The following is a 26,810-nucleotide window of genomic DNA, read 5'->3' as shown; positions in this document are numbered from 1 at the left end:
CGGGATCAGGAATCCTCGTCACTCAGACGCCAAGGCGAAGCTTCGACATCTTCGATCACCGGCTCATCCTCCGCGGCCGGGTCCCGGCCCAACACTTCCATGGCGTGGCGCGCGGCCGCCTGATAGGCGGCGACGCCTCCAAGCGTCTGCGTGGGACGCGGCGCCGTGTCCACAACCACCGCGGGCTCCTCCTCGTCGTCATTGAAAACGGAGGGATCGACCAGCGGAGAGGAATGGCCCTGGGCGTGCTCCTCGTCCCGGTCAAAAGCCTGTTGCTGCCGCCGAGCCTGATCGGAGGATTGCTCAGCCGCCTTCACCAGTGGAAGGGGCGCTGTCACTTTGTCGATCGTCTGAGACATATCGGCTTCCTGCCCTAGTCACAGCCCTCGGGGCACCATGCCCCGGCCAATCCGAATGAACAGCCCGTTCTGGGCCATTTCGGCAGCGAATCGTCTCAAGAATGGATTAACTATTCCTTTACGCTGGCGTTGCGTCAATTCGGGCCATTGCGGCCGCGGTCACCGCGCGTCCCAAAACGGCGCCGCAACAAACGCCGGCAGCGCCTTCACCCGGCGCAAGCCCCCACTCAGCTGTCCCTGTCGGCGATGAACCGTGCCGTCTGACGCAGCATGTCCGCCCGCTCGCCATAGGGCGCAAGCAGGCCGTCCGCCTCGGCAACCAGCTCGGCCAGCGTCTTGCGGGTCCACTCCACACCGTGCAGCCCCACCAGCGTCGCCTTGCCCAGATCGGCATCCTTTCCGGTCGCCTTTCCAAGAGCATCCGCATCGCCGATCACATCGAGCAGATCATCGGCAAGCTGGAAGGCAAGCCCGACGATCTCGCCGAAACGGGTCAACCTCTCCACATCTGCCGCACTTCCCCCGCCCATGCGCGCACCGGCCCGTGTGGCAAAGCGGATCAGCGCGCCCGTCTTCATGGACTGCAGGCGGCGGATCTGATCTTCGGCCTTGGAAACGGCGACACCCAGCAGATCGAGCATTTGCCCCCCGGCCATGCCCCCCAGCCCGGACGCCCGCGCAAGGTCCAGCACCAGCATGGACCGCAGTTCCGGATCCTCGTCCGTTGCCGGATCGGCCAGCAGATCGAAGGCGAAGGTCAAAAGGGCATCGCCCGCCAGAATTGCGGTCGCTTCGTCGAAAGCACGATGGACCGTCGGCTGTCCGCGCCGGATATCGTCATCATCCATCGCGGGCAGATCGTCATGAACGAGCGAATAGCAATGGACACATTCAAGCGCCGCGGCGGCGCGCAGGACACCCTCATCCTCGCGCCCCAGCAACCGCGCAGCCTCGATCAGCAGGAAAGGCCTGAGCCTTTTTCCCCCCGCCAGCACCGCGTGGCGCATGGCCGCGATCAGCCGCACCGGGCGCGCTGTCTCTCCCGGCAGCAGGTCCTCACTCAAAAGGGCATCAAGCATGCCCTGCACACGTTTGGCGGTCTCGGAAAGACCATCTTGGAAATCGGTGGTCACGGGCAAGGGAACCGGATCTGTAAGGTCATCGTTATGGTTCCGGAGTGCCCCAAGGGTGCGGTCATGTCAATCGGCGCAGGGCGGCTTCCTCACAGCCGTGCCCCGTTACCGGGATTTGCGTCGAAAGGCGTGGGTTCCCTTCGGGGTCCCGCACCGGCATTTTCCTCCGGGTCTTGACGCGCGCGCCCGCACACGACCTATTGCAGACAAATGCACCTTCAAATGCGCGACAGGAAAGGACAGCGCCGGTGGCTGCGAACAACTGGGTCGCGCGTTGGAAGAAGAAGGCTCAGGCCGCCCGCAAAGGCGGCCGGAACGCCAATGCGACCCGCGCAGGGGTGTCGGGCCTGATCCGCGCGCCGCTCGGACGTTTCCTGATCAAGATCGCCATCTTCATCGCGGCGCTGCCCTTCGTGTTGACGCTTGTCTATGCGGTGCTGCCACCGATCTCCACCCCGATGCTGGCGCGTCTTCTGACGGGCCGGGAGGTCAACCGGATCTGGACGCCGCTGGATGCCGTCTCCCCGGCCCTTCAGCGCTCCGTCATCGCCTCGGAGGACGCCCGCTTCTGCGTGCATGGCGGCGTCGACTGGGGGGCCCTCAGGACGCAGATCACCCGGCTGGATGACGGGTCCGAAATACGCGGCGCCTCCACCATCACCATGCAGCTCGCCAAGAACCTGTTCCTCTGGAATTCCCGCAGCTACATCCGCAAGGGGCTGGAAATCCCGCTTGCGATGTGGATCGATCTGGTCCTGTCCAAGCGGCGCGTGTTCGAGCTCTATCTCAACATCGCGGAATGGGGCGACGGCATTTTCGGGATCGAGGCGGCAGCGCGCCATTACTACAACAAATCGGCCGACAAGCTGACCCGCACCGAGGCCGCACGCCTCGCCACGGCGCTGCCCAATCCGATCCTGCGCAACCCCTTGAAATTGTCGCACCGCCATGCGAGCCATGCCGCGACGATCCGCAAGAGAGCCGATATCGGGCGCGATTTGCTGGATTGCATGTGAAATGGGAAAGCCCGCGTGACCCGTCGGGCGCGAATGAGTCAAAAAACATGCGCTTACGGGGTGGCGCTTCCGCTCGGATGGCTGTATAAAGCGCGCCATTCTTTCAGGCGAGGCATGTCCGAGCGGAAAACACCGCGAAGGACCTGGCCCGCCTTTGACCACTTGGAGAGTTGAGCATGGCCGTTCCGAAGCGAAAGACGTCGCGCATGAAGCGCGGTTTCCGCCGTTCCGCGGACGCCCTGAAGCAGCCGGCCTATGTCGAGGACAAGGATTCGGGCGAACTTCGCCGCCCGCACCACATCGACCTGAAGAGCGGCATGTATCGCGGGCGTCAGATCCTTGAGCCGAAGGATAGCATCTGAGCATCCTGACGGCTCTCGCGATCACTCGCGAACGTCGAGACACTGAAATGATCAAGGCCGGCGCATTCGCCGGCCTTTTTCATGTCCGCCTTCCGCAGGCCTCCGTCATGCCCCCCTCACGGCGACCGGGCGCGCGCCGGACCGCTCCTGACGCCGGGGCCAACGGCTTTCTGATCCACATGGACAATTGCGGTTGAACCATATCGATGGTTAAGACGTTGGGGAATGTTCGCACTCCTCCTCGTCCGGGCTCCCCTTTGGGTCAGCCATATCGTGTGAGACCGCCATGCCGTTCATGATCAACATCCCGCTCACCATTGCCCCGCTGATCGTCTACAACATCATCGCCTTCGGCCTTTTGGGCCCGGAGCCGGGCAATCCGTGGGTTTTGCCGGTCGCCACCATTCAGCTGCCATCGGATGCGCGCTGGTCGCTGCTGCTTGGCGATCTGATGATCGCCGCAAGCCTGTTTCTGCTGTTCATCGAGGTCGTCAAGGCCACCCGCGTGGGACGCGGCGCCGTGCTGGATCACATTCTCTCCACACTGGTTTTCGTGGTCTTTCTGGTGGAATTCCTTGTTGTCGGGGAAGCCGCGACCTCGGTCTTCTTCACGCTGATGCTGATCTCGATGTTCGACATGATTGCCGGGTTCACCATCGCCATAAATGCCGCCCGGCGCGATGTCGCCTTTGGACCCGGCGATCACGCCTGACAGATCTGAGCTGCAGCCGAGACCGCCTGTACCACTCTATTCCGTGACTATCTGGAATTGTCTCGAATCCGGCCACCCCAGCCGGGGCGTATCTCTGCGCGCCAAACGGTAATTCTCTCCGCTTCCCCTACGCAATTCCCGCAATTTACTCAATTTTACGCGAACAGCCCCGGTTTTCCGGGGTTTTTCTCTTGCGTCCACGCAAAGGTTAACAAAAGGTTATCAAGTGGCACATGACTTGCGGATTTAAGAGGGAACACAGCGCACCTGTCCCGTTGCGGGACAGCAGGAGACAAAGCCGATGGTGGGACCGGTCAGGCCGGGCGGAAATGGCAGATGGAGCGCCGACGGGCACCGCCGCGTCGAGCCTGTATCGAGTGCTGCGCCCAATGACAACAACCCCCATGACAGGCCGGTCAGCCAGAACCGAACGCTCGTCGTCGTCGAAAAGCCGGTCCGTGGAGAGCCCGCGCGCTACCACTATTATGGCGCCAACGCCGCTTTCCTGACGCACCTGATCGCGACGGATGCCGGCGTTCCGCAGACACGCATGCGCAGACGCGCGGAGCCGGAGCCTTCCGCACGTGCCTATGCGGAGGCTGGCAGCTCCACCTTCTCGCTTCCCGCCGGCATGATCCTGAACCGGTCCGCCTGAACCGCCCGGCCTGCCGCTACCAACCCAGCGCGCAGCCATCCTTGCGCGGATCGGAGCCTGCGATCAGCATCCCCTTCTCCATCATGATCGCCTGACTGCCGCCAATCGCCTCAGACGCATCCTTGAGACTGTGTCCGCGGGCACCGAGCCCCTCGCGTGTTTCCGCGCTGACGCCATGCTCGACCATGAGGTCGCCCTCGATCCCGTCGAAGAAGATCCGCGGCGCATCGATCGCCTGCTGCACGTCCATGCCGAAATCGACAATATTCGCAAGCACATGGGCATGCCCACAGGGCTGATAGGCCCCACCCATCACGCCAAAGGAAAGCCAGGGCCTGCCCGCGCGCAGCGCCATGGCGGGAATGATGGTGTGAAGCGGACGCTTGCGCGGCCCGATGCAATTGGGATGCCCGGGCTTCAACTGAAAGCAGGCCCCTCGATTTTGCAGGATGATGCCGGAGCGCGGCGTTGCGACGCCAACGCCAAAGCCGCAATAGACGGAGTTGATCAGTGAAACCGCCATCCCGCTGCTGTCGACGACCGTGAGGTAGACCGTATCGGAATCCGGCGTCAGGACATCGTCCGGCAGACCGGAGATCCGGCGTGCGGGATCGATCCGGGCGGCCAGCCCGGCGGCGAAGTCCTTCGAGATCAGCGCCTCGGCGCTCACCGACATGGTATCGGGGTCGGCCACATGAAGGTCTCGCACGGAATAGGCGAGCCGTGCCGCTTCCATTTCCAGATGGAACCGTTCCGGGCCCAGGGGATCGAGCGATCCGAGATCGAATGTCTCAAGGATGTTGAGAAGAACAAGTGCCGTCACGCCGTGCCCATTGGGCGGCAATTCGAGCATGGTCACGCCGCGATAGTCGCTGGCGACCGGCTTGACCGGCATGACATCTATCCCGGCGAGATCCTCCTCGCTCAGGAAACCGCCCTTCGCCTGCACCGTGGCGGCGATTTCCTGGGCGATGGGGCCTTCATAGAAGGCGGATGATCCGCTTTCGGCAATGGCGCTCAAGGTCTCGCCGAGAGCGGGAAGCCTGTGCAGGCTGCCAATTTCAGGCGCCTTTCCATCCACCAGGTAGTGCTTGGCGGCCCCTTCGTCGCGCTTGATGAGATCGACCAGACCGGCCCAGTCGGACCCGACGCGCGGGGTCACCGGAAAGCCGTTCTGCGCATAGTCGATGGCAGGGGCCAGAACGCGGGCGAGCGACCAGCTTCCGTGGCGCTCCAGAAGAAGCTCCCACGCCTTCACCGCTCCCGGCACCGTCACCGCGTGGATGGATTCGTCACCAATCTCCGTGAGCCCCGCCTCGATCAGCGCCTCCGGTGTCACCCCGGCGGGCGCCCGCCCGGAGCCGTTCAACCCGTCAATGCTGCCGTCGGGCCGCGCCACGATGGCGAAACAGTCGCCGCCGATACCCGTCATGTGCGGTTCGACCACGCATTGCACCGCGACCGCGGCAACCGCCGCATCCGCGGCATTGCCGCCCTCGCGCAACACGTTCAATGCGGCAGAGGTCGCGAGCGGATGAGACGTGGCGGCAACGGCCCTACGGGCATGAACCGGCGAGCGTCCGGGCAACTGGAAATCGCGAAGCATAAAGTCCCCCATGATGTGCGGTGTGGCCTCCTCCGGCCGGCTTGAACCGCGCCCCACCGGCCCAGGCGGGCACGGCGGCGTTTGCAATGATAGGCCTGCAAAGGCGATTGATTAGGTGCGCCTGGCGCAGGTCTGTTTTTCTCCAGCGTTTGTTTTCCCGAGCCCGGAAGCCTGCTAATTCTGGTGTATCCTGCAAGAAATCACATAGTCGAAGAGGCTGAAACCCATGTCGGACCTGACGCTCGCCACCGCCCAGACGATCATTGCCGCCGCGCTGGTGGAGGCCGGCAAACTCAACATCAAGCCGATCACCGTCACGGTGCTCGACGCGGGCGGGCACCTGACCGCGATGGTCCGCCAGGATGGCTCCTCGATCATGCGTCCGCAGATCGCCTACGGCAAAGCCTACGGCGCGCTTGCGGTTGGCACCGGCAGCCGCTGGCTCAACGCCAATGCCGAAAGCCGCCCACATTTCATCCAGGCTCTCAACGGCGCCTCCGGCGGCGCCATCATTCCGGTGCCCGGCGGCGTGCTTATGCGCGATGAGGCTGGAAAGGTCGTCGGCGCGGTCGGCATTACCGGCGACACGTCGGAAAATGACGAGGCCTGCGCGGTCGCGGGCATCAAGGCCGCCGGTCTCAACGCCGATACCGGCGCCTGAGACCGCGATCAGCCGAAGCGAATGCCGGGACTTCGGATAATCCGTGTCCCGGCTCTTTCGGCGACAGATCGCGGACGACGGTCAGCCTTTCGGCTTGGCGAGCTCGTCGATCTTCTTCTGCATCTCGGCAAGCTGGTCCTTGAGGGCGTTCAGATCGCCCTTGTCGCCCGCCGGTTCGCTCTTGGCAGTCTCGGCGGGTGACGACGTGTCCCGGGCACTCTCCCCTGCGCCGGGGAACGGCATGAACATGCGCATGGCACGCTCGAACATTTCCGTGTTGCGCCGCACCTGTTCTTCCATCGCATCGAAAGCGCTGGTTCCGATGGCCTGCGACATCTGTTCGCGCAACTTGCTCTGCTCCTTGGTGAGCGAGGCCATCGAATATTCCAGATAGCTGGGAACCAGCGTCTGGATCTGATCGCCATAGAAGCCGATAAGCTGCCGAAGAAAGGTAACGGGGAGCAGGTTCTGCCCCTTCGCTTCCTGCTCGAAAATGATCTGCGTAAGCACGGATCGGGTGATGTCCTCGCCTGACTTTGCGTCATAGACGAGAAAGTCCTCACCACTCTTGACCATCAACGCGAGGTCTTCCAGCGTCACATAGGTGCTGGTTCCCGTATTGTAGAGGCGACGATTCGCATATTTCTTGATCGTCGTCGGTCCGTCTTTCTTTGCCATTTTGCCTACCGCGTTGTTGCACGCAATTGTTTGCAAGGCACTGGACCGGCATCAACCTGAAAGAGCATCGCCTGTCCCGTCCCCCCTATTGCAACACGATATGCCAAACCCCCATGCAATCACCACCGCTTTTTCTCGCGCCTGCGATATCCGAGGTTGCGGCGGCAGAACCCGCGAAATTGCCTCAATTGACATGGCAGGCTCGGGGACTGACATAACTGGTACCTGAACCGGCAGTTGACTCTTAACGGGACCGGCGCAGTAATTGAGGCGAATTCCTATTGGCACTTTCGACCGTCGCAATTCGAACGTGCCTTCAGGCCCGAGACAAATTGGAGAATCTACATGGTCGCAGATACCGATATCGTCATCGTCAGCGCCACGCGCACTCCCGTGGGGTCTTTCAACGGCTCCTTCGCCAACACACCCGCGCACGAACTCGGCACTGTGGTCATCAAGAGCGCCCTTGAGAAGGCCGGCGTCGATGCCAAGGATGTCGATGAGGTCATTTTCGGTCAGGTCCTCACCGCCGGTCAGGGTCAGAACCCGGCGCGTCAGGCCGCCATCGCCGCGGGCATCCCCGACAGCGCCACCGCCTTCCTGATCAACCAGGTCTGCGGGTCCGGCCTGCGCACCGTGGCCCTCGGCATGCAGCAGATTGCCTCCGGCGACGCCTCCATCGTGGTGGCGGGCGGACAGGAATCCATGTCGCAGTCGGCCCATTGCGCCCACATGCGCGCGGGCTACAAGATGGGCGACTTCAAGATGATCGACACCATGATCAAGGACGGTCTGTGGGACGCCTTCAACGGCTATCACATGGGCAACACCGCCGAGAACGTGGCCGCCCAGTGGCAGATCACCCGCGAGCAACAGGACGAGTTCGCCGTCGCTTCCCAGAACAAGGCCGAGGCCGCCCAGAAGGCCGGTCGTTTCAAGGACGAGATCACCCCGGTCACCATCAAGACGCGCAAGGCCGAGACCGTCGTGGAAGACGACGAATACATCCGCCACGGCGCGACGCTGGAAAGCCTCGCCAAGCTGCGTCCTGCCTTCGACAAGGAAGGCACGGTCACCGCGGGCAACGCCTCGGGCATCAATGACGGCGCGGCCGCCCTTGTCCTGATGAGCGCTGCGGAAGCCGCCAAGCGTGGCCTGACCCCGCTGGTGCGGATCGCATCCTGGGCAACGGCTGGCGTTGATCCGAAGGTCATGGGATCCGGCCCGATCCCCGCCTCGCGCAAGGCGCTGGAGAAGGCTGGCTGGAAGGTCGAGGATCTCGATCTGGTGGAAGCCAACGAGGCCTTCGCCGCACAGGCCTGCGCGGTGAACAAGGACATGGGCTGGAACCCGGACATCGTGAACGTCAATGGCGGCGCGATTGCCATTGGCCATCCGATCGGCGCATCGGGGGCCCGCGTCCTCGTGACCCTGCTGCACGAGATGAAGCGCCGTGAGGCCAAAAAGGGTCTGGCGACCCTGTGCATCGGCGGCGGCATGGGCGTCGCGATGTGCGTGGAGGCCATCTGATCAGGTGGGGACTGTCCGCCTACGACCAAGGGTGGGGTGCAAGCACCCCGCCCGTTTTTATTAGATTGTCATTTATGAATGAAAAAAGGACCCTTACGCTGGGAGCGTAAAAACACGTGAGGACGTGGGGCATGGCAAGGCCAGGCCCGCGGTGAGGGTAGTCAGGGGGAATATTATGAATACAGTCGCTGTTGTGACCGGCGGAACGCGCGGTATTGGCGAGGCCATCTCGCTTGCATTGAGGGATGCGGGTTTCACCGTTGCCGCGACTTACCACGGAAACGTGGAGAAAGCGGAGGAATTCAAGGCCAGAACGGGGATCCATGTCTACAAATGGGATGTGGCCAATCCGGACGAATGCGCCGAAGGCATCGCCCGTGTCGAGGCCGAACTGGGACCCGTCGCCGTTCTCGTGAACAATGCCGGCATCACGCGCGACACCATGTTCCACAAGATGGGCTGGGACCAGTGGCGCGATGTCATGTCCACCAACCTGGACAGCATGTTCGCCATGACACGCCCCGTCATCGAGGGCATGCGCGAGCGCGGCCATGGCCGCATCATCAACATTTCCTCCATCAACGGCCAGAAGGGCCAGATGGGGCAGGCCAACTATTCCGCCGCCAAGGCGGGCGTGATCGGCTTCACCAAGGCGATTGCCCAGGAAAACGCGCGCAAGGGCATCACGGCGAATGTGATCTGCCCGGGCTACATCAACACCGACATGGTCGCCGCGATGCCGGAGAAGGTGCTGGAGAGCATCATCGCCACGATCCCCGTCGGCCGCCTTGGCCATCCGGAGGAAATCGGCGGGCTGACCGCCTATCTCGCCTCCGAGGCCGCCGGCTTCATGACGGGCGCTGTGCTCACCATCAATGGTGCGCAATACATCGCCAACGGCTGACGCCCGGAAGCCACTGGGCCTGCGGGCATCAGCCGACCGCGTCCTAGAGCAGGATGATCGCGAGATCGACACAGGTCATCGCGATCATCGTGATCAGCGTCAGCAGCATGCCGCCGGAGCGAAGCACCATGGTCGGCTTCATGAAGCCGAGGCAGATGCCGTGCATGGTACGCCCGACAAGAAATCCGCCCGCCAGGACACCGATCAGCCAGGTGTTCGCGCCCTGCAACTCCGCCAGAAGCAGCATCAGGACGAAAAGCGGGGCGGATTCAACCAGGTTCCCATGCCCACGAATGGCGCGCGTCAGTTCCGCGTTTCCGCCATCACCCAGCGAAACCCGGTGCCGGATCCGAAGCCGGATGACACGCGCGGTCAGCACGAGAAACAGAATGGCGAGCCCGGAAACAAGCGCCGTCGTGACGGGCAACGATGCAGCCATGTTCAATTCCTTCCCTCAAGGGGCCCGGCCCCTGTCAAAATGCCCGTTCACACAGGCATGCTCTCCCGATCGCGATTGAGCGTTCTGTAATAGGCCCAGAAAAGCCGGGCCGCGATGCCGCGCCAGGGGTGCCAACGCTCCGCCATCACCGCAACATCGCGCGGCAAGGGGCGCTCAGCCAATGAGAAGGCGGCGCGCACCGACTCGCGTAACGCAAGGTCACCGGCCGGGAAGATATCCGGATGGCCCGCGCAGAACAGCAGAAAAATGTCCGCCGTCCACGGTCCGATACCGGAGATGGCGCAAAGCCGCGCATGGGCTTCGTTCGCTTCGTCACGCGCCAGTTGCGACAGATCGAGCCCCGCCTCCACCGCCTCGCAAACAGCGCGAAGCGTGCGCACCTTGGGCCGGGAAAGCCCCGCGCCCGTCAACGCGGCATCGTCCTGCGCATTCAGGGTCGCGACATTGAAGGGCGCCACCAACGCCTCCAGCCGCGCAAAAATCGCCGCCGCGCTCGCCACGGAGACCTGCTGACCGACAATGATCCGCACGAGCCCCTTCAGATCGGCTTCATGGCGGCGAAGCGGCAAGGGCCCGGCAGCCTCCGCCACCGGCATCAGCCGCGGATCGAGCCGCAAAAGCGCCGAAAGCCCGTTCTGAACATCCCTCTCGTCTGCTATGACCGTTGACGTTGAAATGGCTCTTCTCCCCTGAACGCCGCATGGACCCCCGATCCGATCAACCGGACCCCGTCTGAAACCCCGATGTCCCAGCACCGCCGCTTCCGTTTCGCGCCCTCACCCAATGGCCCCCTCCATCTGGGCCATGCCCTTTCGGCGCTCATCAATCAAAGGCGGGTGCAGGAGACGGACGGTCGCCTGTTGTTGCGCATCGAGGATATCGACACCACCCGCTGCCGCCCAGAGCACGAAGACGCGATCTTCCGCGATCTTGACTGGCTCGGCATCGGCTGGGAGACGCCGGTGCGCCGCCAGTCGGAACATTTCGACGCCTATCGCGATGCGCTTGCGAAACTGGACGCCATGAACCTTGTGACCCGCAGCGTTGCGAGCCGCCGCGAAATCCGCGAGGCGGCCGCCCGCGCGGCAGCCTCCGGCAATCCATGGCCGCGCGACCCCGACGGCGCACCGCTCTTTCCCGGCGATGCCGCCATCCTCGACGAGGCCGAGATCAGACGCCGCCTGCAGGACGAACCGCAGGCCCTGAGGCTCGACACAAAGGCCGCGCTCGCCCGGTTGGGCGAGATCCCCCGCTGGTGCGAGAGCGGTTTCGGCGCGGATCAGGAGATCGTCGCCGATCCGCTTTCATGGGGCGATGTCGTTCTCGCGCGCAAGGAAATCCCGACCAGCTATCACCTCTCCGTCGTGGTGGACGATGCGCTTCAGGGCATCGACGAGGTGGTGCGGGGCCGCGATCTCTATCCCGCGACCTCCATCCACCGCCTGCTTCAGGAGCTTTTGAAGCTGCCCGCGCCGGACTATCACCACCACCGGCTGATCCTGGACCACGATGGCCGCAAGCTCTCCAAATCCATCGCATCGACCGGGCTCGGCGCTTTACGCGAGGCGGGGGCGACGCCCGCCGAAATCCGCAAAACGATCGGCTTCGAGGACTGCTCCCCCTAGCCGATGGCCGCCCCGCCATCCGAGCGCGGATCGTGGGCGCCCAGGAGGCCGCCATCGACCGCGCGCACGATCATGCCGGCATGGCCCATCGTGTCGGAATAGGCCTCGTCCATGACCACGACCTGATGGCCCGCGCGCTCAAGCGCACGCACGAGATCGGGATCGAAACGGTTTTCAAGGCGGAGCGCGGTCGCCTCGTCGCCCCATGTGCGCCCCAGCAGCCAGCGCGGCGCATCGATGGCCTCGCCGATATCGCGCCCATGCAGGATGGCGCGCGAGAAGATCGCCGCCTGGCTCTGCGGCTGGCCTTCGCCGCCCATGGTGCCATAGACGACCGTGCGCCCATCATCGAGCCGCGCCAGGGCCGGGTTGAGCGTGTGGAAGGGCCTGCGGCCCGGCTCAAGCGGATTGAGGGCATCCGGATCGAGCGAAAAGCTCGACCCGCGGTTCTGCATGAGAATGCCGGTGCGCGGCGACACGCAGCCCGACCCGAATTCCCAGTAGATCGACTGGATGAAGGACACCGAATTGCCCGCCGCATCGATTGCGCCGAGCCAGACCGTGTCGCCCGGATCGCCCACATGCGGCCAGGGGGCCGCGCGCGCGGGATCGATGCGGCTCACTTCGCGGTCGAGCCAGTTGGCGCTGAGGTAATCGGCCGGGTTCTCCTCCATCTGGCCTGGATCGGTGATGATCCGGTCGCGCACGAGAAAGGCGCGCTTGGTTGCCTCAATCAGCCCATGGATATGATCAAAGCCCTCTGCGCGCGCGACCTTCAGCCGGTCGTAGAGCCCCAGAATGATCAGCGAGGCGAGACCTTGCGTTGGCGGAGCGGAGTTAAACAGGTGCCCCTGCCGAATACGCGTCGTGAGCGGCTTGCGCAGGCGCGCCTCGAAGGCCCTGAGGTCGGCGCGGGTCACGGGCGAGCCGATCTTCTCAAGATCCGCGACAAGCGTCGCCGCGATGTCCCCACGATAGAAATCATCCGCGCCCGCATGGCCAAGATGCTCCAGCGTGTCGGCGAGGCGTTCCTGCACCAGCGTTGCGCCGGTTTCGGGCGCCGCGCCATCCGCCAGATAGATATCGGCGAAGCCGGGTTGGTCCTTCAGTTCGGCAAGCTTCTGGGCGGTCAGGTCCGATTGGCTGCGCGAGACGATGATGCCCTCGCGCGCCCTGCGCCTTGCATCGTCGAGAAGCTCGCGAAGCGGCAGCCCACCCCCCAGATGCGTCGCAATCTCATGCGCCTTGGCCCAGCCCGCGATCGTTCCGGGAACGGTGAGCGCGGCCAGAGGCCCGCGCGTTGGAACGGTTTCGCATTCCGCCTCGCGATAGGCCGAAATCGTGGCCTTCGCACCGGCCCAGCCGCAGGCTTCCACATACCAGGGATCGCCGCCCTTCGGCGCGATCAGCCAATAGCCATCGCCGCCAATGGCGTTCATGTGCGGATAGACCACGGCGATGGTCGCGGCCGCCGCGATCATCGCATCGACGGCGGTGCCCCCGGCATTGAGCACATCGGCACCGGCTTTTGCAGCCGCCATATGCGGGGCGACGACCATGCCGCCACTGGACGAAATCGTTTCCATGAGGATCTCCCAAGACGCGTCCGGTCTCCCGATACCGGACCCTGTTTTCCTGCATCTATGCACCAGCAAACGCCCGGGCGAAACCCGAAAACGGGATTGGCAAATCCTCTCAAAACCCTACAGTGCCGCTCCGAAACAGCGGATCGACAGGACAAGGGTTGCGGGCAAAGACATGACGAAGCGCGGATACTGGATAAGTGGAGGGGTCCTCCTGTTGGCGACCGCGGCAATCCTTTTCGCCATGGGCCGGATCCCCATCTGCGAATGCGGCTATGTCCGGTTCTGGTCGCCCCCGGAGGATCTGGCGGGCAATTCCCAGCATATCGCCGACTGGTACACGCCCTCCCATATCATTCACGGCTTTCTGTTCTACGCGGCCCTGTGGCTGGTGCTGCGCCGTCAGCCGCTTGGCTTGCGCGCCCTGATCGCGCTCGTCATCGAGGCCGCTTGGGAGATCGTGGAAAACAGCCCGTGGATCATCGACCGCTACCGTGAGGCGACCATTGCCGTCGGCTACACGGGCGACAGCGTGCTGAACTCGGTCAGCGATATTCTGGCCATGTTGCTGGGCTTCGCTTTCGCGGCGCGCGCGCCCGTCTGGCTGACAGTGCTCATCGGTGTCGTCTTCGAACTGGCCGCGCTTTGGGTGATCCGGGACAATCTCACGCTGAACGTGATCATGCTGGTCCATCCGGTCGATGCGATCCGCGTCTGGCAGGCGGGCGGCTGAGGCCGCCGCACCGGGCTCAGGGCAGCGAGATCACCCCGCCCGCCCCGCCTTCGGTGCCGAAGGCGACCTTCATGCCGTCCTTGCTCCAGGAAAGCGTGGTGACGGGGCCCTCGCCCGGGCGCCGCAACACGCGCTCCGCGCCATCCTCAAACCGGCTGGCGAGCACCATGCCGTCCTGATAGCCGATGGCGAGCGCATCTTCGTCCGGATGACAGGCGACCATGCTCACAAGCGCATCCTCGCCCATCGCGCCAAGCTGAAGAGGCGTCTGCCCCATCGGGCCGTTCTTGCCGGAGAAGGGCCACAAGATAGCGGCCCCCGCCCCCGAGGTCGCCAGATAGCGACCGCGCGTGGACCAGGAGGTCGCCTTGATCTTGGCCGGATAGCCGGTCATGCGCATGTCCTGACCATCGGCAAGCCGCCAGCCATGCAGCGCGTTTTCCTGCATGGTGGTGACCACATATTTGCCATCCGGCGACCAGGTGATGCCGTTATGCGCGCCGGCCCATGAGAGTTCGGTCGGCTTGCCGGCCGTATTCACCCAGAAAAGCGTCGCCCCGCCATAGCGCGCCACCGCCAGCCGCATGCCCTTGGGCGCGAAGGCGAGCCCGCCCACCGCGCGCTCCATGGGAAATTCCTTCTCCGCGCCGGTGCGATCCCGCGTCCACGCGGTGCGGCCCGAGGCAAAGGCGACAGCCCCGTCCGGTCCGGTCGCCAGAATGTCGATCCACTTGCGCGGACGCTCCGCCAGACATTCAAGCGCACCGTCTTCGCCAATCTGCATCACCCGCCCATCGTCGCCGGAGGTCACGAGGTGGCGTCCGTCACGCGAGACGCAGGCCGCCAGCACCGAGCCCTTGTGCGCCTGCACGACATGGTTTTGCGCACCGATCAGGTGAACGGTACCGTCGCCGAGCGCGAAGAAGGCGGTATCGCCAAGAAACCCGGCGGAAACGACGAAGGCATCAAAGGTTTGGGGAGCGAGCGTTGGCATGACGACCTTGGAGATCCGAAGAGGGTTGGAAAACGTACGGTTCGGGCTATCAGGCCCCGCCGGGATCGGCAAGGCTCAATGCTTGGACGAACGGGATCAGGCCTGATCGGGCGGCACGCTCGGACCGACAATCCCGGCCCCTCGTCCCGCAATCAGCCAGTAGACGACCCCGCCGATGAAACCAGCGGCCAGAAAGAGGTTCCAGTCATCGGGAAACCGCGCGGGACCGCTTGCGGGCATGAAGGTGACGGCCAGAAGCGCCAGCGAAATGCCGCCACCGGCCAGAACGTGAAAGATGGCGCTGCGCAGCCGCAAGGCTTCCGAGGCCACGATACACAGGCCCGCGGGAACGAAGGCCATGGCGCCGACGGCACTTGCGCTCATCAGGCCCATGGTCACGCGGGCAACCCTGTCGATGGTCTCGGCCATGTCCGGCGAGGTGCGGTAGCCGTAGACAAAAAAGTCCGGCCCCATGGCCCAGTGCTGGGAAATCCATTCCACCGGCGCCCAGCCCGGCACATAGAAGGTCAGGAACAGGCTCGCCGCCACGATGGCGAGGCAATAGCCGAACAGGATCGCGAAGAGACGGCCGAGAAGATGAAGCGCGCTCATGGCGGACAATCAGCCGTGCGCGGCTGCCTCCAGCCTTTCGCGCTCGGTGCGCTTGAGCCGTTCGGACTCACTCTTGAGCTGGCCGCAGGCGGCGAAAATGTCCCGTCCACGCGGTGTCCGGATCGGAGAGGCATAGCCCGCCCGGTTCACAAAATCCGCGAACACCTCGATCTGCTCCCAATCGGAGCATTCATAATTCGACCCCGGCCAGGGATTGAACGGGATCAGGTTGATCTTCGCCGGGATGCCTTTCAGCAGCCGCACAAGTTCCTTGGCGTCGTCCAGCGAGTCATTCACCCCCTTCAACATCACATATTCGAAGGTGATGCGCTTGGCATTGGACAGCCCCGGATAGTTGCGGCAGGCCTCCATCAGCTCCTTGAGCGGGTACTTCTTGTTGATGGGCACCAGCGTGTTGCGCAGGTCGTCACGCACCGCATGCAGGGAAATCGCCAGCATGCAGCCGATCTCGTCGCCCGTGCGCTGGATGCCCGGCACGACGCCGGAGGTCGACAGCGTGATCCGCCGCTTGGAAAGGCTGAGACCCTCGCCGTCGGAGGCGATCAACAGCGCCTTCTTCACCTCGTCGAAATTGTAGAGCGGCTCGCCCATGCCCATCATCACGACATTGGACACGAGGCGGCCTTCGGAAGGCACGATGGCTCCTTGCGGGGTATCGATTTCCGGGAAATCGCCAAGGCGATCGCGCGCGACCATGATCTGCGCGATGATTTCTTCCGACGTGAGATTGCGCACCAGCTTCTGCGTGCCGGTGTGGCAGAAGGAACAGGTGAGCGTGCAGCCGACCTGTGAGGATACGCAAAGCGTGCCGCGGCCTTCTTCGGGGATATAGACGGTTTCGATCTCCACCGGGCGTCCGGCACCGCGCGAAGGAAAGCGCATCAGCCACTTGCGGGTGCCGTCGACGGAAATCTGTTCCACCACCAGTTCCGGGCGCGCAAGCGTGTAGGCGTCGGCAAGCGTCTGGCGAAGCTCCTTGGAGACATTTGTCATGCGCTCGAAATCGGTGAAGCCGCGCACATAGATCCAGTGCCAGAGCTGCGTGACGCGCATGCGCAGCTGCCTGTCCGGCACACCGACCCGCGCAAGCGCCGCGGCCAGTTCCGGCCTGTTCAAACCGAGCAGAGACGGTTTTTCAGGCGCGGAGACGGGTGCCACGGGCACGGATACAGCGTCTTCCTGCTGGATACCCGCCTGTTCCGGGGTGACATTCGACCCCTTTCGGGTCAGATCGAGTGATACCGCCATGGGCTTTCGCTTCGCGCTGTCGCAACCGGGGAACCCGCTGCGCTGAATGGTCTCGGTATGGCAAAAGGGGCAGCGACCTTCGTCACCACCCCCAGCCTGTTTGTGTCTATATATCGCTTTTCGCCGGCAATGCGAGTCCCGTGCCGCGCGATCAGCGCATCAACTGACCTCTGGAAAGGCGCCGCCCACTGAACGGACGGGCCCGCCTTTCCTACTGGCAGGCCTTGTCGGCCGCGTTGATGGCCGCCGTCACACCGGACAGCGACACCGTATAGGACGTGTTGGTGTTGCGCGATGAAACCCCGGAGAGCTTCATCGACCGACCGGCCTTCATGGCCGAGATCAGGCGCTGTTCTTCTGCCGCGTTCTCCACCCAGGCGCCGTCGCCCTTGGTGAACATCGAGAACTTGTTTCCATCGATATCGACCGAAACGGACGAGCCTTCCTTGAACGGATAACCGACCAGGAAGCTGGGCTCATCACGAACATTCTCGCCAGGCCGGGTCGAAACGAAGACGAAAACATCGCCGTGGTTACGGTCGGCAGGCTGCATATCGGTCGGTTTCGACAAGGCGTAGCACACCTTGCCCTTCTGGCCTGAGTGGGCGTAGGCCGCCCAATCGTTGAACGTGCTCAGGAGGGAGGGGGACTGCGCGTTCGCGGCAGCGCCCGACAGAGCGAGTGCCAGAATGGCCGTGGCCAGCATACGTGCGTGCATCATCTCCAAACCGCTTTGCTTTAATTAAATCGGGCCGTCCGAATTCATCGGTCGTAAACCTCAATCAAAGGTTACCCGCAGTTGGGTTACGAAAGGGTTGACCCCATTCAAAGGCACCCTCGCCATCGCAGGATCGAACTGTTCGGTGGGTTCGCATCAACGCTGGCACGATAAATCGGGCAAGAGTGTGTCCCCCTCCCCTCGCCCGGCGCTCACGTCGCAAGCGTGTTGCGCTTTTTTCCCGTCCGCGTGATCGGGCCGCCATGCACATGTTCGCGCAAACCTTCGCGCGGCGCGCCGCCGACCAGAGGCCGCTCCGCAAATCGCCCCATCGTGCGCACGCGATCATACATGACGATGGCCCCTGCGGTCGCCACGTTGATGCAAAAGCCGGTCGGGATGCGCACCACATGATCGCACCGCGCCAGCATTTCCGGTGAAAGCGACCCCCGTTCCGGGCCCATCACATAGGCCGCGCGCAGCGGATGGCCGAAACTCGGCAGTTCCACCGCATCATCGGTCAGCTCCACGCCCACCAGCTTGCAGCCCCCGGGAAGCTGCATGTCGTCGATCGACTTCCACGCGTAATAGGGCGTGTGGTCGGGCGTCCGCGAGGTATCGGATTTCGGCACCCGGCCGAGACGCTTGTCGGCGTCCACCGTGAACACGAAGGACGCGCCGAAGCCGTGCGCGGTGCGTATGAGGTTGCCGAGGTTCATCACCTTGGAAACCCCTTCGATGCCGATAGCGAAATAGCCGCGCATGTCTCGTCTCGTCCTGTCTGAAAGCCGTCACGCAGACGGCCATATGGCACCCCCGGTCCCTGCCAGGGATGACATTGTAACTTTTCAAAACTGCCGGCCTCATGGTACCAGCGGTGAGGGCATCTAACGAAAAACGGGCTGAAACACAAATGAAGGCGATCCTTTGCAAGGCCTACGGGCCGCCGGAGACACTTGTCCTTGAGGACATTGCCGAGCCGGAAGCCGGGCCGGGCGAAGTGGTGGTGGAAATGAAAGCCGCCGCGCTGAACTTCTTCGATACGCTGATCATTGAGAACCGTTACCAGACCAAGCCGGACCTGCCGTTTTCGCCAGGCGCCGAAATGGCGGGCATCGTTTCAGCCGTCGGCGAAGGCGTGACCCGGATCAAGCCCGGCGACCGCGTGGTCGCCTATAATCGCTTTGGCTGTTGTCGCGAAAAGGTGGCGGTGAAGGAAGCCAATGTGACCGCCTTGCCGAACGATGTGCCCTTTGCCCTCGCAGCCGGTCTGATGGTCACCTATGGCACCACCCTGCATGCGCTGCGCGGACGCGGCGATCTGAAGCCCGGCGAGACGGTCGCCGTTCTGGGCGCATCCGGCGGTGTCGGTCAGGCCGCGGTGGAGATCGCGACCCTGATGGGCGCGCGTGTCATCGCCTGTGCCTCGTCGGAAGAAAAGCTCGCCTTCGCCCGCCGTTTCGGCGCGACCGACACGGTGAATTACGCGAAAGAAGACCTGAAGACACGCCTCAAGGAGCTGACGGACGGGGCCGGTGTCGATGTTGTCTATGATCCGGTCGGCGGCGACTATGCCGAACAGGCCCTGCGCGCCACCGCCTGGCGCGGGCGTTACCTGGTGATCGGCTTTGCCGCAGGCGCGATCCCGAAGATCCCGCTCAATCTGGTGCTCTTGAAGGGATGCGACATACGCGGCGTGTTCTGGGGCGCAGCCAATGAGCGCGAACCGGACCAGCACCGCAAGGACGTGGAGCAGCTTCTCGACTGGGTCGCCAAGGGCGAACTGAAGCCGCATATCCATGCGGTCTATCCGTTGGCGGAAACCCCCAGGGCCCTTGAGGAGCTGGCGCAACGGCGCGCGCTTGGCAAGGTCATCATCGAACCTTGAGCCGTCGCGTCCGTGTCTGAAAAAGGTCTTCGGAAATCAGGCTGAAACGGAACATCGCGCGGCACAGGGGTGTGCCGGGCGGTGCGCCTTGGAATGTGACCGCCTGCCCTCAGGCATAGAGCTTGCGGTCATCCTCATTGATGATGCCGGCCAGGGCCATGGAAACGGCGCGGCGGATATCTGCCAACGAGAAGGGTTTGGTCACCACATCGTGGACCAGAGCGTCGAGATTGTGCGCACGTTCACGCTGATCGGCAAACCCGGTCATCAACAGGATGCGAAGCGACGGCCAGTCGCGTGCGACGACCAGCGCCAGCGCAATGCCGTCCATGACCGGCATCTTGATATCCGACAACACCAGATCGAACGCACCGCCATACTGCTTGAGGACGTCAACCGCCTCGCCACCGTCCTCAGCAATTTCCACCGAATGGCCGTCGAGTTCGAGCGCCCGCTTCACGAAAGAGCGGACCGCCTCGTCGTCCTCGGTCACCAGTATCCGTGCCATTCTCAAACCTCCTGTCCGAAACGCCGAGCCGAGCGGCGTCGGAACGTCTGGGCCTCTTGTTGCCTGTAAGCTCGCCTGGCAACACTATATCCCGGTATTTCTTTCCATCATGTTATTGCGCCGATTCGCGAGAATCGCCGGTATACAAGGCCTTTTTGAGGCCATTGGTTCCGCACAAAGCTATCGCGTCCTATTTCTCCTCGACGATATAGCCGATGAACGGCAACTGACGGTAAGCATGGGCTGCGTCCATCCCGTAGCCAACGACGAACTTGTCCGGACAATCGAAGCCGACATAGTCGGCCTGAAGATCGATCGCCCGATGGTGCGGCTTGTCGAGAAGGGCCGCCACTTTCACGGCCCTTGCGCCGCGTTCCATGATCAGATCGCGCGCAAAGGCAAGCGTGCGGCCGGATTCCAGAATATCGTCGACCAGCAGCACATCCCGGCCCGCAACATCGCTCTCGATATCGCGCACCACGCGGATCGTGCCGGAGGATGTCTTGCCCGCGCCGTAGCTCGACAGATGGATGAACTCCATCTCCGGCGCGATGCCCGCGCGATGCATGGCGCGGATCAGATCGGCTGCGAAAACGAAGCTGCCCTTCAGAACCGCCACGACCAGAAGACGGTCCATGTCGGCCTCAGCAAGCGCGGCGGCGATGGCATCGACCCGTCGGGCGATGGCGTCCTCGTCATAAAGGACGGCGATTTCAGGCTCGGTTGTCATGTATGTCTCGGGTCTCAGATGTCGGTTTGACGCCTTGTGCGGTCGGTGAAGCGCAGCAACACGTCCGCCGCCACATCGGGCGGCGATGCGAGACGCGTACTGAAGCGCAGGGTCTGCCCGGCGCGCAACCACAGTTGGCGCGGTTCCACCGTCCATGCATAGATTTCCTGTGCATCACCGCTGCGAAGCGACAAACGGATCGCCGGCACGTGGGCGGAGGTGTTCCTCACGTTCTCCACCGTGCCTTCCACGATCAGAACCGGCGCGCCCTTGTCATATTCCCTGAAAGTGCGCAAATCCCGGAATTCCAGGCCGCGCAGGTTCACTTCCAGTCCGACCTTGGCGTAAAGCTCGGCGAGATTGGGGGACATGCGCACGATTGGTTCGCGAAGCGTGACAATGGCGACCCCGAGCACGATCGAGCCGGCAAACAGCGCAAGGCCCATTGCGGCGCGCATTTGCCGCGAGACCCGGTAGCCCGGCGCATCGCGCGTCGCTTTCTTGCGCCTGCGCCACCAGCGCTCCGACTTCACGGCCTCTTCGACACTCAGCACGGGCTCATCCGCGTCTGCCGTCGTCTCCGACAGATCGTCGTCCGACGCCAGGTCTTCGTCCCGCGCCGTCAGCCCTATTTCGTTCTGCCAGTCGTCCGCGTCGTCGTCTTCGCCCGCGTCGTCGTCGCTCTCCTCGTCCTCATCACCGACAAAGGCCCAGTTGGGATCGCTCTCCAGAGCCTCCCGCTCACCTTTATTGTCGGAAGAGCCTTCGTCCGCGTCGTCTTCATCAAGCGCGCGGACAAAGGCGAGATTGCCATCGTCCTCGTCGTCGGCCCCGTTGCCGTCGTCATCGTCATCGTCAGCTTCGGCGAACGCCGCGTCCCAATCGACCGCTTCGTCTTCGCTCTGCGAAACATCTTCGGTTTCCGGGATCGTTTCGGGGTCGATATGCCAGGTCAGGCCGCAGCGTGAACAGCGCACATCCCGACCGCTCGGCGCAATGCTGGTTGCCCCGACATCATAGGTTGTGCTGCAGTTCGGACAAACGATCTTCAAGTCCGAATCACTCCCGCCACTGCGTTGAAGCGACCGATTCCGGGTATTTCACGCAAGCCTTGAACGCCGGGAATCCGTGTCTCCCGGTATGCGAAATCGCACATGACAGGGGACGCCGATATCTTTAACGAAACGTTAACCGGATTTCCTGAACGGCATTTGCCTGTTGATGACTGGACCGCGCGCGGCTCTCGAACGTTACGTTCCTGGAACAGATTGCGGAAAAACGCCGGTCAACCCCGTTCGATGGATAATACCATGCGCAACGTCCCGATCCTTGACGAAAATCGCATATCCGTATTGACGCGGCGGCCTTGCGCCTGCACCAAACGGACCTTCAAAGCCCGCCTCGGGACCGCCTGTGGGGAAAAACGCTCATGATCCGTTTCGAAAATGTCGGCCTGCGCTACGGGATGGGCCCGGAGGTGCTTCGCGACATCACCTTCCGGATCGAACCGCAGTCGTTCCAGTTTCTGACCGGCCCTTCGGGGGCTGGCAAGACGAGCCTGATGCGCTTGCTGTTCATGGCGCTGAAACCGACACGGGGATTGATCAAGGCCTTCGGACGCGACACGGCCAATATCTCGCAGCGCGATCTGCCCGCGGTGCGCCGCCGCATTGGCGTGGTCTTTCAGGATTTCCGCCTCCTCGACCATCTGACCACCTATGAGAATGTCGCCCTGCCCTTGCGCGTTCTGGGTCGCGACGAATCCCAGTATCGGGGCGATGTGATCGAGCTGCTCAAATGGGTCGGGCTGGGCGAGCGCATGCATGTGCAACCGCAGGTTCTGTCCGGCGGCGAGAAGCAGCGCGCCGCCATTGCCCGCGCGCTCATCACCAAGCCGGAAGTGCTTCTGGCCGATGAACCGACCGGTAACGTCGACCCTCCGCTGGCGCGCCGTCTGCTGCGGCTCTTCATCGAACTCAACCGCCTCGGCACCTCCGTCATCATCGCGACCCACGATTTTGCGCTGATGGAACAGATCGACGCCCGTCGCATGGTGCTGGCGGATGGGCGTTTGAGCATTTACGAATGAAGGCGCTATGACAAAGCTGCCGACCAACAAGTCTTCTTCGAAACCCGCTGCGCCCGCGGGGGATCGCGAGCGCAACGGCGCGGGCGACCGGCCCGCGCGGGCGTCCGGGTCTTCGAATTCCGGCAACCAGGGCGCCGGGCCGGCGACGCAAAAGCCGCGCAACCCCAAGCTTGGACTTGTCGGCCCCTTGCGCGACAGGAAGAAGAAGGGCAAGCCGAAGCGCGGCGGCGAGAAGTCCGGCCAGAACAAGATCCGCCCGCCCGCCGCAATCGTGCCCCAGCAATCCGTTGCCGGTCGCGCGCTGACGCTCGTCGTCGCGATCATGGCCTTTCTCGCCTGCCTCACGGTCGGCGGCGTGACGCTGGTCAGCGATGCGGCCCATGACTGGCAAAACGACCTCGTGCGCGAGGTCACCATCCAGATCAAGCCCATCGAGGGCGTCGACATGGTGCGTGAGATCGACAAGGCCATCGCGCTCGCCCAGGAGTTTCAGGGCGTGGGCGAGGTGCGCGCGCTCTCGGATGAAGAAACGAAGGCCCTGCTCCAGCCCTGGCTCGGGTCCGGCCTTGATCTTGAGACCCTCCCCGTCCCACGGCTCGTGGTCGTCAATCTGACCGACCCGCAGGTTGTCGACTTCGCCGCGTTACGCGATGCGGTGACCCGGGACGTCAAGGGCGGCAGCTTCGATGATCACTCGGTATGGACCGACCGCCTCGCATCCATGGCGGGGGCCGTCGTCTATGGCGGCATCGCGATCCTCATCCTGATGCTGACCGCGATGATGCTGAGCGTCGTCTTCGCGACGCGCGCGGCCATGGCGGGCAATCGCGAGGTGGTCGAGGTGCTGCACCTGGTGGGAGCGGAAAACAGCTTCATCGCCCGCGAATTCGAGCGCCACTTCCTGTGGCTCGGCCTGAAGGGCGGCATTGCCGGTGGCGGCGCGGCGGGCATCGCCTTCCTGCTCTTCAACCTGCTGACCCGGCCGGAAACCGGTTATGCGGGCGCCGATCAGGTATCCGCCCTTTCCGGCGGCGCCTATATCGGCCTGACCGGATTTCTGGGCGCGGCCGGTATCGTCGTGCTCGTTGCCGCGCTCACCGCGCTGACATCCCGGATCGCCGTTCACAACCACCTCACCCGAATGGACTGAGAAAACCGCGCAGAACCTTCTTTTCCACGACGCAATTTACCAATGCCGGTTCTTGCAGCGCCGATATGCGTATCCGTCTGCCCCGGCCCGGCCTCATTCTGCTAGCATTGCTTCAGATCGGCCTTGTTGAATCCGGTCGCATCGACGCTTTCATCTGGAGACAGGACGCTGCTTTCGCCCCCCGATAAATCCAGCAGATTGGCTGCCGAACGCCAGGCGGGCTTTCGCAGACGGGTTTTCGTCGCCGTCCTCGCTCTGCTCGGGCTGTCCGTTGGGGCCTTTCTGGCGGGCTATGTGCTCTTCGCCATTCACGTCGCCTCCATCGTGCCGGACCCGGAGGTGAAAGCCGACGGCATCGTCGTGTTGACCGGCGGGCGTGAACGGGTTTCCGGCGCCCTGGATCTGCTGCAAGGCGGCCGGGCGCGCCGCCTGCTGATATCGGGTGTCCATCCGGCGACGACACCGCGCCAGATCATGCAGCTCACGGAGAGCGAGGAAGACATCTTCACCTGCTGCGTCGATCTGGACCGCCGTGCCATGAACACCCTCGGCAATGCGCAGGAGAGCCGGAAATGGGCGGAAAGAAACGGATTTCACTCCCTGATCGTGGTGACCAGCGCCTATCACATGCCCCGTGGCATCCTGGAGCTGCGTCGCGCCATGCCCGACATGCGTTTTCTGCCCTATCCGATTTTCGCCAGCGAGCTCAACCTGCCGCACTGGTACGCCAAAGCGACGACGATGAAGCTTCTCATGCGCGAGTATGTGAAGTATATCGTGGCCTGGCTGCGCTCGGGGGTGGAGCCGGCGCAGCGCAAGCAAGATGCCGCATCCGGCTCAACCGCCAAGCCCTGATGCCGGGTCTCCCTCGGGAAGCGCTCCGACCCATCCCGGACCAGATCTCCCAGACCCGGACCCTTCTTCGATGACAAAGCTGCGCTCGGCGCTCTTCAATCTCGCCTTCTATCTCTACATCGCGGTTGCGGTATTCGCCTATATGCCTGCCTTCCTGCTGCCCCGCCGCGTCGGCTGGCCGCTGGTGGTGCTCTGGGCCCGGGCAAGCCTGTGGATGCTGCGTGTGATCTGCGGAGTTCGCATGGAAGTCCGCGGACGAGAGAACATCCCCGAAGGCGGTTTCATTGTTGCCTCCAAGCACCAGTCGGCCTGGGAAACCTTCGCCCTTCTGACGCTTTTCCCCGACCCCACCTATGTGCTGAAGCGCGAGCTGATCTGGCTGCCCCTTTTCGGCTGGTACACCAAGAAGATGAAGATGATCCCGGTGAACCGGGGCAAGCGCTCCGCCGCGCTTCTGGCCCTCGCCACTGCCGCACGCGAGGCCATCGACGAAAACCGACAGATCCTGATCTTTCCCGAAGGCACCCGGCGGCCGGCGGGTGCCGAACCCAACTATAAATACGGCATCGTCCATCTTTACCGGCAACTGGATTGCCCGGTGCTCCCCGTGGCGCTCAACTCCGGTCTGTTCTGGCCACGTCGCACCTTTCTGCGCTATCCCGGCACCATCACCATCAATATCCTGCCCCCCATCCAGCCCGGACTGAAGTCGGACCAGTTCATTGCCGCGCTGAAGGACCCGCTTGAAGAAGCCAGCGACGATCTCGTTCTTGAAGCGGCCGAGGCGAAGAACCCGCCGCCGCGTGCAAGGGAAATCGCGGCCCTGATCCGGGAGCGGCGAACTGAACAAGCCTCTGGATAACCTGCTCACGATTTTGCTCGCATTTCTCGCAATTACGTGATTCGCATCACGTTTCCGGCCCTTGCTATTTGCTATTGCTGGCCCCACCTAATGTGGAAAGGCTGTTACGCGCCTGTGGAAGAGAGTTGACGCGCACCGCCTAATGTTCATAATTTGTTCTCATATTGGGGACATTATCGGGTCGATGGGTCATTTACAGCACGATGCTCCGCGCGCCGCCGAAGCGCTGGGGCTGGTCGAAACCTACAGTTACCTGAGCGGAGCCTCCGGCAAGAGGTATCTCTTCACCAGCGTTCCCGAAGAGAGCCTTTCCGATTATCCGGGGGCCGTTGCCGTGCGCACAAGCGCGCGCCGCAATGGACGCCGTATTGTCTGGGTCGGAGAGATTGATCCGCTCGGTTTCGAACACGGTGCTGCCATCGGGCGCAAATCTCGCCGGATGGAAACCTTCATTCACCTGCTGGCCCGCGAACCCGATGCCCGCCGTGCGGTCATCCGCGACCTGCGCAACAGCGTGGACGTCGCCATGCCGCTGCGCGTGCCGCGCGAAGCAGCCGAATAGGCCGACGCTCTCCCTCCCCGCTCTTTCTCCCCAACCTGCACGCCTTTTTCCGAAGGGTGACGGTTTCCCTCAAGGCCCCGTTGGGCTATGCGGACACACGGTCTCACCCCTCACCCGGAGCCTTCCCATGTCCGACCCCATCGTCCCCTTCCTCGGCGACTGGATACTCGATGTCGATGAAAGTGATTTCGAACAGGGCGACCCGCCGCAGGGCGGAAGCTGTGGGATCTCCGCGGACGGCATGCGCATCGTGTTCAAGATGGTGACCATCGACAGCAAGGGCGAGCGCATCGAGGCGGAACTGAAGGGCGTTCCCGACGGTCGCCCCAAGAAGATGGAGGAAAGCGGCCTCATCGATGCAATGGTGCTGTTCGTTCGCGACGATGGCGCGCTCGTCTCGGAGGCCCGGCGCGGAGGAGCCGCGTTGATGACGGCCGTTCGCAAGCTGTCCGACGACGCCGCAACCATGACGATCACCCAGACCGTTCATCTGCCTGACGACACCAGCGTCGTCGACACCACGATCTATCGCCGCGCCCAGTAAACCGAGCGCCGC

Annotated in this window: 31 protein-coding genes; 16 read left to right on the top strand and 15 right to left on the bottom strand. The window is 63.4% G+C overall.

Annotated features, from left to right (window positions below; translation table 11 throughout):
- Positions 1-5: 5 nt before the first annotated feature.
- Both ABGM93_RS14425 and ABGM93_RS14420 read right to left on the bottom strand, forming a co-directional pair.
- Positions 6-359 carry a hypothetical protein gene (locus ABGM93_RS14425; RefSeq protein WP_321500594.1) on the bottom strand — a complete coding sequence of 118 codons (354 nt, stop codon included), beginning with the start codon at positions 357-359 and terminating at the stop codon, positions 6-8.
- Positions 360-586: 227 nt separating this feature from the next.
- On the bottom strand, positions 587-1,438 hold the full coding sequence (locus ABGM93_RS14420; RefSeq protein ID WP_321505912.1) for a farnesyl diphosphate synthase: 852 nt from the start codon (positions 1,436-1,438) through the stop codon (positions 587-589).
- Positions 1,439-1,740: 302 nt separating this feature from the next.
- Between ABGM93_RS14420 and mtgA the strand changes: the two genes are divergently transcribed.
- The 4 genes from mtgA to ABGM93_RS14400 all read left to right on the top strand — a co-directional run bounded on the left by mtgA (position 1,741) and on the right by ABGM93_RS14400 (position 4,237).
- Positions 1,741-2,508 (top strand): monofunctional biosynthetic peptidoglycan transglycosylase, encoded by a 768-nt coding sequence (gene mtgA, locus ABGM93_RS14415; protein ID WP_321500590.1) that lies wholly within the window; start codon positions 1,741-1,743, stop codon positions 2,506-2,508.
- Positions 2,509-2,684: 176 nt separating this feature from the next.
- Positions 2,685-2,870 (top strand): 50S ribosomal protein L32, encoded by a 186-nt coding sequence (rpmF, locus tag ABGM93_RS14410; protein WP_319774700.1) that lies wholly within the window; start codon positions 2,685-2,687, stop codon positions 2,868-2,870.
- 286 nt (positions 2,871-3,156) lie between these two features.
- Positions 3,157-3,582 carry a hypothetical protein gene (locus ABGM93_RS14405; protein WP_321334452.1) on the top strand — a complete coding sequence of 142 codons (426 nt, stop codon included), beginning with the start codon at positions 3,157-3,159 and terminating at the stop codon, positions 3,580-3,582.
- A gap of 301 nt (positions 3,583-3,883) precedes the next feature.
- Positions 3,884-4,237 carry a hypothetical protein gene (locus ABGM93_RS14400; protein WP_321500583.1) on the top strand — a complete coding sequence of 118 codons (354 nt, stop codon included), beginning with the start codon at positions 3,884-3,886 and terminating at the stop codon, positions 4,235-4,237.
- A 16-nt stretch (positions 4,238-4,253) separates the two neighbouring features.
- Here the strand turns inward: ABGM93_RS14400 and ggt are convergent, their stop codons facing one another.
- A complete protein-coding gene (gene ggt, locus ABGM93_RS14395) occupies positions 4,254-5,855 on the bottom strand; it encodes a gamma-glutamyltransferase (RefSeq protein WP_321500581.1) in 1,602 nt (533 codons plus the stop codon).
- Between the two features lie 214 nt (positions 5,856-6,069).
- Between ggt and ABGM93_RS14390 the strand changes: the two genes are divergently transcribed.
- On the top strand, positions 6,070-6,504 hold the full coding sequence (locus ABGM93_RS14390) for a heme-binding protein (protein ID WP_321500579.1): 435 nt from the start codon (positions 6,070-6,072) through the stop codon (positions 6,502-6,504).
- Positions 6,505-6,585: 81 nt separating this feature from the next.
- Here ABGM93_RS14390 and phaR read toward each other — a convergent pair whose 3' ends face one another.
- Positions 6,586-7,182 carry a polyhydroxyalkanoate synthesis repressor PhaR gene (gene phaR / locus ABGM93_RS14385; RefSeq protein WP_321500577.1) on the bottom strand — a complete coding sequence of 199 codons (597 nt, stop codon included), beginning with the start codon at positions 7,180-7,182 and terminating at the stop codon, positions 6,586-6,588.
- 345 nt (positions 7,183-7,527) lie between these two features.
- Between phaR and ABGM93_RS14380 the strand changes: the two genes are divergently transcribed.
- Both ABGM93_RS14380 and phbB read left to right on the top strand, forming a co-directional pair.
- Entirely contained in the window at positions 7,528-8,712 is a 1,185-nt protein-coding gene (locus tag ABGM93_RS14380; protein ID WP_321500575.1) for an acetyl-CoA C-acetyltransferase, read from the top strand.
- A 175-nt stretch (positions 8,713-8,887) separates the two neighbouring features.
- Positions 8,888-9,616, top strand: coding sequence for an acetoacetyl-CoA reductase (gene phbB / locus ABGM93_RS14375; protein ID WP_319774707.1), 729 nt, complete (start codon positions 8,888-8,890; stop codon positions 9,614-9,616).
- Between the two features lie 43 nt (positions 9,617-9,659).
- On the opposite strand, the gene ABGM93_RS14370 is transcribed toward phbB, so the two are convergent.
- Positions 9,660-10,055, bottom strand: a complete 396-nt coding sequence (locus tag ABGM93_RS14370; protein ID WP_321500572.1) for an MAPEG family protein — start codon at positions 10,053-10,055, stop codon at positions 9,660-9,662.
- A 47-nt stretch (positions 10,056-10,102) separates the two neighbouring features.
- Entirely contained in the window at positions 10,103-10,693 is a 591-nt protein-coding gene (locus ABGM93_RS14365; protein ID WP_321500570.1) for a DNA-3-methyladenine glycosylase 2 family protein, read from the bottom strand.
- A 126-nt stretch (positions 10,694-10,819) separates the two neighbouring features.
- On the opposite strand from ABGM93_RS14365, the gene gluQRS reads away from it, so the two are divergent.
- Positions 10,820-11,701 carry a tRNA glutamyl-Q(34) synthetase GluQRS gene (gene gluQRS, locus ABGM93_RS14360; protein WP_321500568.1) on the top strand — a complete coding sequence of 294 codons (882 nt, stop codon included), beginning with the start codon at positions 10,820-10,822 and terminating at the stop codon, positions 11,699-11,701.
- Here the strand turns inward: gluQRS and ABGM93_RS14355 are convergent.
- Positions 11,698-13,287 carry a gamma-glutamyltransferase family protein gene (locus ABGM93_RS14355; protein ID WP_321500566.1) on the bottom strand — a complete coding sequence of 530 codons (1,590 nt, stop codon included), beginning with the start codon at positions 13,285-13,287 and terminating at the stop codon, positions 11,698-11,700. The two genes, gluQRS and ABGM93_RS14355, sit on opposite strands and share 4 nt — an antisense overlap.
- Before the next feature lie 172 nt (positions 13,288-13,459).
- Here ABGM93_RS14355 and ABGM93_RS14350 point away from each other — a divergent pair, with 172 nt between their 5' ends.
- Positions 13,460-14,017 (top strand): DUF2585 domain-containing protein, encoded by a 558-nt coding sequence (locus ABGM93_RS14350; RefSeq protein ID WP_321500564.1) that lies wholly within the window; start codon positions 13,460-13,462, stop codon positions 14,015-14,017.
- A 16-nt stretch (positions 14,018-14,033) separates the two neighbouring features.
- Here the strand turns inward: ABGM93_RS14350 and ABGM93_RS14345 are convergent, their stop codons facing one another.
- The 5 genes from ABGM93_RS14345 to ABGM93_RS14325 all read right to left on the bottom strand — a co-directional run bounded on the left by ABGM93_RS14345 (position 14,034) and on the right by ABGM93_RS14325 (position 18,374).
- Complete coding sequence (locus ABGM93_RS14345; RefSeq protein WP_321500562.1) at positions 14,034-15,011, bottom strand: WD40 repeat domain-containing protein; 978 nt, start codon at positions 15,009-15,011, stop codon at positions 14,034-14,036.
- A gap of 96 nt (positions 15,012-15,107) precedes the next feature.
- Positions 15,108-15,623, bottom strand: a complete 516-nt coding sequence (locus ABGM93_RS14340; RefSeq protein ID WP_321334475.1) for a hypothetical protein — start codon at positions 15,621-15,623, stop codon at positions 15,108-15,110.
- Between the two features lie 9 nt (positions 15,624-15,632).
- Complete coding sequence (gene rlmN / locus ABGM93_RS14335) at positions 15,633-16,832, bottom strand: 23S rRNA (adenine(2503)-C(2))-methyltransferase RlmN (RefSeq protein WP_321334707.1); 1,200 nt, start codon at positions 16,830-16,832, stop codon at positions 15,633-15,635.
- 271 nt (positions 16,833-17,103) lie between these two features.
- Complete coding sequence (locus ABGM93_RS14330; RefSeq protein ID WP_321500560.1) at positions 17,104-17,613, bottom strand: invasion associated locus B family protein; 510 nt, start codon at positions 17,611-17,613, stop codon at positions 17,104-17,106.
- Between the two features lie 209 nt (positions 17,614-17,822).
- Complete coding sequence (locus ABGM93_RS14325; RefSeq protein ID WP_321500558.1) at positions 17,823-18,374, bottom strand: RNA methyltransferase; 552 nt, start codon at positions 18,372-18,374, stop codon at positions 17,823-17,825.
- A 149-nt stretch (positions 18,375-18,523) separates the two neighbouring features.
- On the opposite strand from ABGM93_RS14325, the gene ABGM93_RS14320 reads away from it, so the two are divergent.
- Positions 18,524-19,498 (top strand): NADPH:quinone oxidoreductase family protein, encoded by a 975-nt coding sequence (locus ABGM93_RS14320; protein ID WP_321500556.1) that lies wholly within the window; start codon positions 18,524-18,526, stop codon positions 19,496-19,498.
- Between the two features lie 109 nt (positions 19,499-19,607).
- Here the strand turns inward: ABGM93_RS14320 and ABGM93_RS14315 are convergent, their stop codons facing one another.
- The 3 genes from ABGM93_RS14315 to ABGM93_RS14305 form a co-directional block, all read right to left on the bottom strand.
- On the bottom strand, positions 19,608-20,006 hold the full coding sequence (locus ABGM93_RS14315; RefSeq protein WP_321500554.1) for a response regulator: 399 nt from the start codon (positions 20,004-20,006) through the stop codon (positions 19,608-19,610).
- 190 nt (positions 20,007-20,196) lie between these two features.
- Positions 20,197-20,736: a hypoxanthine phosphoribosyltransferase gene (gene hpt, locus ABGM93_RS14310; protein WP_321500552.1), complete on the bottom strand. Its 540-nt coding sequence runs from the start codon at positions 20,734-20,736 to the stop codon at positions 20,197-20,199.
- Positions 20,737-20,750: 14 nt separating this feature from the next.
- Positions 20,751-21,788, bottom strand: a complete 1,038-nt coding sequence (locus ABGM93_RS14305) for a zinc-ribbon domain-containing protein (protein WP_321500550.1) — start codon at positions 21,786-21,788, stop codon at positions 20,751-20,753.
- Between the two features lie 377 nt (positions 21,789-22,165).
- On the opposite strand from ABGM93_RS14305, the gene ftsE reads away from it, so the two are divergent.
- From ftsE to ABGM93_RS14275, 6 genes are all read left to right on the top strand, one after another.
- Complete coding sequence (ftsE, locus tag ABGM93_RS14300) at positions 22,166-22,825, top strand: cell division ATP-binding protein FtsE (RefSeq protein ID WP_321500546.1); 660 nt, start codon at positions 22,166-22,168, stop codon at positions 22,823-22,825.
- A 7-nt stretch (positions 22,826-22,832) separates the two neighbouring features.
- A complete protein-coding gene (locus tag ABGM93_RS14295) occupies positions 22,833-23,975 on the top strand; it encodes an ABC transporter permease (protein ID WP_321500542.1) in 1,143 nt (380 codons plus the stop codon).
- Positions 23,976-24,173: 198 nt separating this feature from the next.
- Complete coding sequence (locus tag ABGM93_RS14290) at positions 24,174-24,830, top strand: YdcF family protein (RefSeq protein WP_321500540.1); 657 nt, start codon at positions 24,174-24,176, stop codon at positions 24,828-24,830.
- 70 nt (positions 24,831-24,900) lie between these two features.
- Complete coding sequence (locus ABGM93_RS14285) at positions 24,901-25,692, top strand: lysophospholipid acyltransferase family protein (protein ID WP_321334487.1); 792 nt, start codon at positions 24,901-24,903, stop codon at positions 25,690-25,692.
- 184 nt (positions 25,693-25,876) lie between these two features.
- Positions 25,877-26,254, top strand: coding sequence for a hypothetical protein (locus ABGM93_RS14280; RefSeq protein ID WP_321500535.1), 378 nt, complete (start codon positions 25,877-25,879; stop codon positions 26,252-26,254).
- 127 nt (positions 26,255-26,381) lie between these two features.
- Positions 26,382-26,798 carry a hypothetical protein gene (locus ABGM93_RS14275; RefSeq protein ID WP_321500531.1) on the top strand — a complete coding sequence of 139 codons (417 nt, stop codon included), beginning with the start codon at positions 26,382-26,384 and terminating at the stop codon, positions 26,796-26,798.
- Positions 26,799-26,810: the final 12 nt, after the last annotated feature.

This window comes from Breoghania sp. (assembly GCF_963674635.1).
Taxonomy (GTDB): Bacteria; Pseudomonadota; Alphaproteobacteria; order Rhizobiales; family Stappiaceae; genus Breoghania.
The sequence above is the reverse complement of the archived record's forward strand: the minus strand, read 5'-3'. Positions and strand labels throughout refer to the sequence as shown.

Bases quoted from the DNA above. Each gene is read 5' to 3' on its own strand.
- ABGM93_RS14425 (WP_321500594.1), bottom strand. From the start codon at position 359: ATGTCTCAGACGATCGACAAAGTGACAGCGCCCCTTCCACTGGTGAAG.
- ABGM93_RS14420 (WP_321505912.1), bottom strand. From the start codon at position 1,438: ATGCTTGATGCCCTTTTGAGTGAGGACCTGCTGCCGGGAGAGACAGCG.
- rpmF (WP_319774700.1), top strand. From the start codon at position 2,685: ATGGCCGTTCCGAAGCGAAAGACGTCGCGCATGAAGCGCGGTTTCCGC.
- ABGM93_RS14405 (WP_321334452.1), top strand. From the start codon at position 3,157: ATGCCGTTCATGATCAACATCCCGCTCACCATTGCCCCGCTGATCGTC.
- ABGM93_RS14400 (WP_321500583.1), top strand. From the start codon at position 3,884: ATGGTGGGACCGGTCAGGCCGGGCGGAAATGGCAGATGGAGCGCCGAC.
- ggt (WP_321500581.1), bottom strand. From the start codon at position 5,855: ATGGGGGACTTTATGCTTCGCGATTTCCAGTTGCCCGGACGCTCGCCG.
- ABGM93_RS14390 (WP_321500579.1), top strand. From the start codon at position 6,070: ATGTCGGACCTGACGCTCGCCACCGCCCAGACGATCATTGCCGCCGCG.
- phaR (WP_321500577.1), bottom strand. From the start codon at position 7,182: ATGGCAAAGAAAGACGGACCGACGACGATCAAGAAATATGCGAATCGT.
- ABGM93_RS14380 (WP_321500575.1), top strand. From the start codon at position 7,528: ATGGTCGCAGATACCGATATCGTCATCGTCAGCGCCACGCGCACTCCC.
- phbB (WP_319774707.1), top strand. From the start codon at position 8,888: ATGAATACAGTCGCTGTTGTGACCGGCGGAACGCGCGGTATTGGCGAG.
- ABGM93_RS14370 (WP_321500572.1), bottom strand. From the start codon at position 10,055: ATGGCTGCATCGTTGCCCGTCACGACGGCGCTTGTTTCCGGGCTCGCC.
- gluQRS (WP_321500568.1), top strand. From the start codon at position 10,820: ATGTCCCAGCACCGCCGCTTCCGTTTCGCGCCCTCACCCAATGGCCCC.
- ABGM93_RS14355 (WP_321500566.1), bottom strand. From the start codon at position 13,287: ATGGAAACGATTTCGTCCAGTGGCGGCATGGTCGTCGCCCCGCATATG.
- ABGM93_RS14350 (WP_321500564.1), top strand. From the start codon at position 13,460: ATGACGAAGCGCGGATACTGGATAAGTGGAGGGGTCCTCCTGTTGGCG.
- ABGM93_RS14345 (WP_321500562.1), bottom strand. From the start codon at position 15,011: ATGCCAACGCTCGCTCCCCAAACCTTTGATGCCTTCGTCGTTTCCGCC.
- ABGM93_RS14340 (WP_321334475.1), bottom strand. From the start codon at position 15,623: ATGAGCGCGCTTCATCTTCTCGGCCGTCTCTTCGCGATCCTGTTCGGC.
- ABGM93_RS14330 (WP_321500560.1), bottom strand. From the start codon at position 17,613: ATGATGCACGCACGTATGCTGGCCACGGCCATTCTGGCACTCGCTCTG.
- ABGM93_RS14325 (WP_321500558.1), bottom strand. From the start codon at position 18,374: ATGCGCGGCTATTTCGCTATCGGCATCGAAGGGGTTTCCAAGGTGATG.
- ABGM93_RS14320 (WP_321500556.1), top strand. From the start codon at position 18,524: ATGAAGGCGATCCTTTGCAAGGCCTACGGGCCGCCGGAGACACTTGTC.
- ABGM93_RS14315 (WP_321500554.1), bottom strand. From the start codon at position 20,006: ATGGCACGGATACTGGTGACCGAGGACGACGAGGCGGTCCGCTCTTTC.
- hpt (WP_321500552.1), bottom strand. From the start codon at position 20,736: ATGACAACCGAGCCTGAAATCGCCGTCCTTTATGACGAGGACGCCATC.
- ftsE (WP_321500546.1), top strand. From the start codon at position 22,166: ATGATCCGTTTCGAAAATGTCGGCCTGCGCTACGGGATGGGCCCGGAG.
- ABGM93_RS14295 (WP_321500542.1), top strand. From the start codon at position 22,833: ATGACAAAGCTGCCGACCAACAAGTCTTCTTCGAAACCCGCTGCGCCC.
- ABGM93_RS14285 (WP_321334487.1), top strand. From the start codon at position 24,901: ATGACAAAGCTGCGCTCGGCGCTCTTCAATCTCGCCTTCTATCTCTAC.
- ABGM93_RS14280 (WP_321500535.1), top strand. From the start codon at position 25,877: ATGGGTCATTTACAGCACGATGCTCCGCGCGCCGCCGAAGCGCTGGGG.
- ABGM93_RS14275 (WP_321500531.1), top strand. From the start codon at position 26,382: ATGTCCGACCCCATCGTCCCCTTCCTCGGCGACTGGATACTCGATGTC.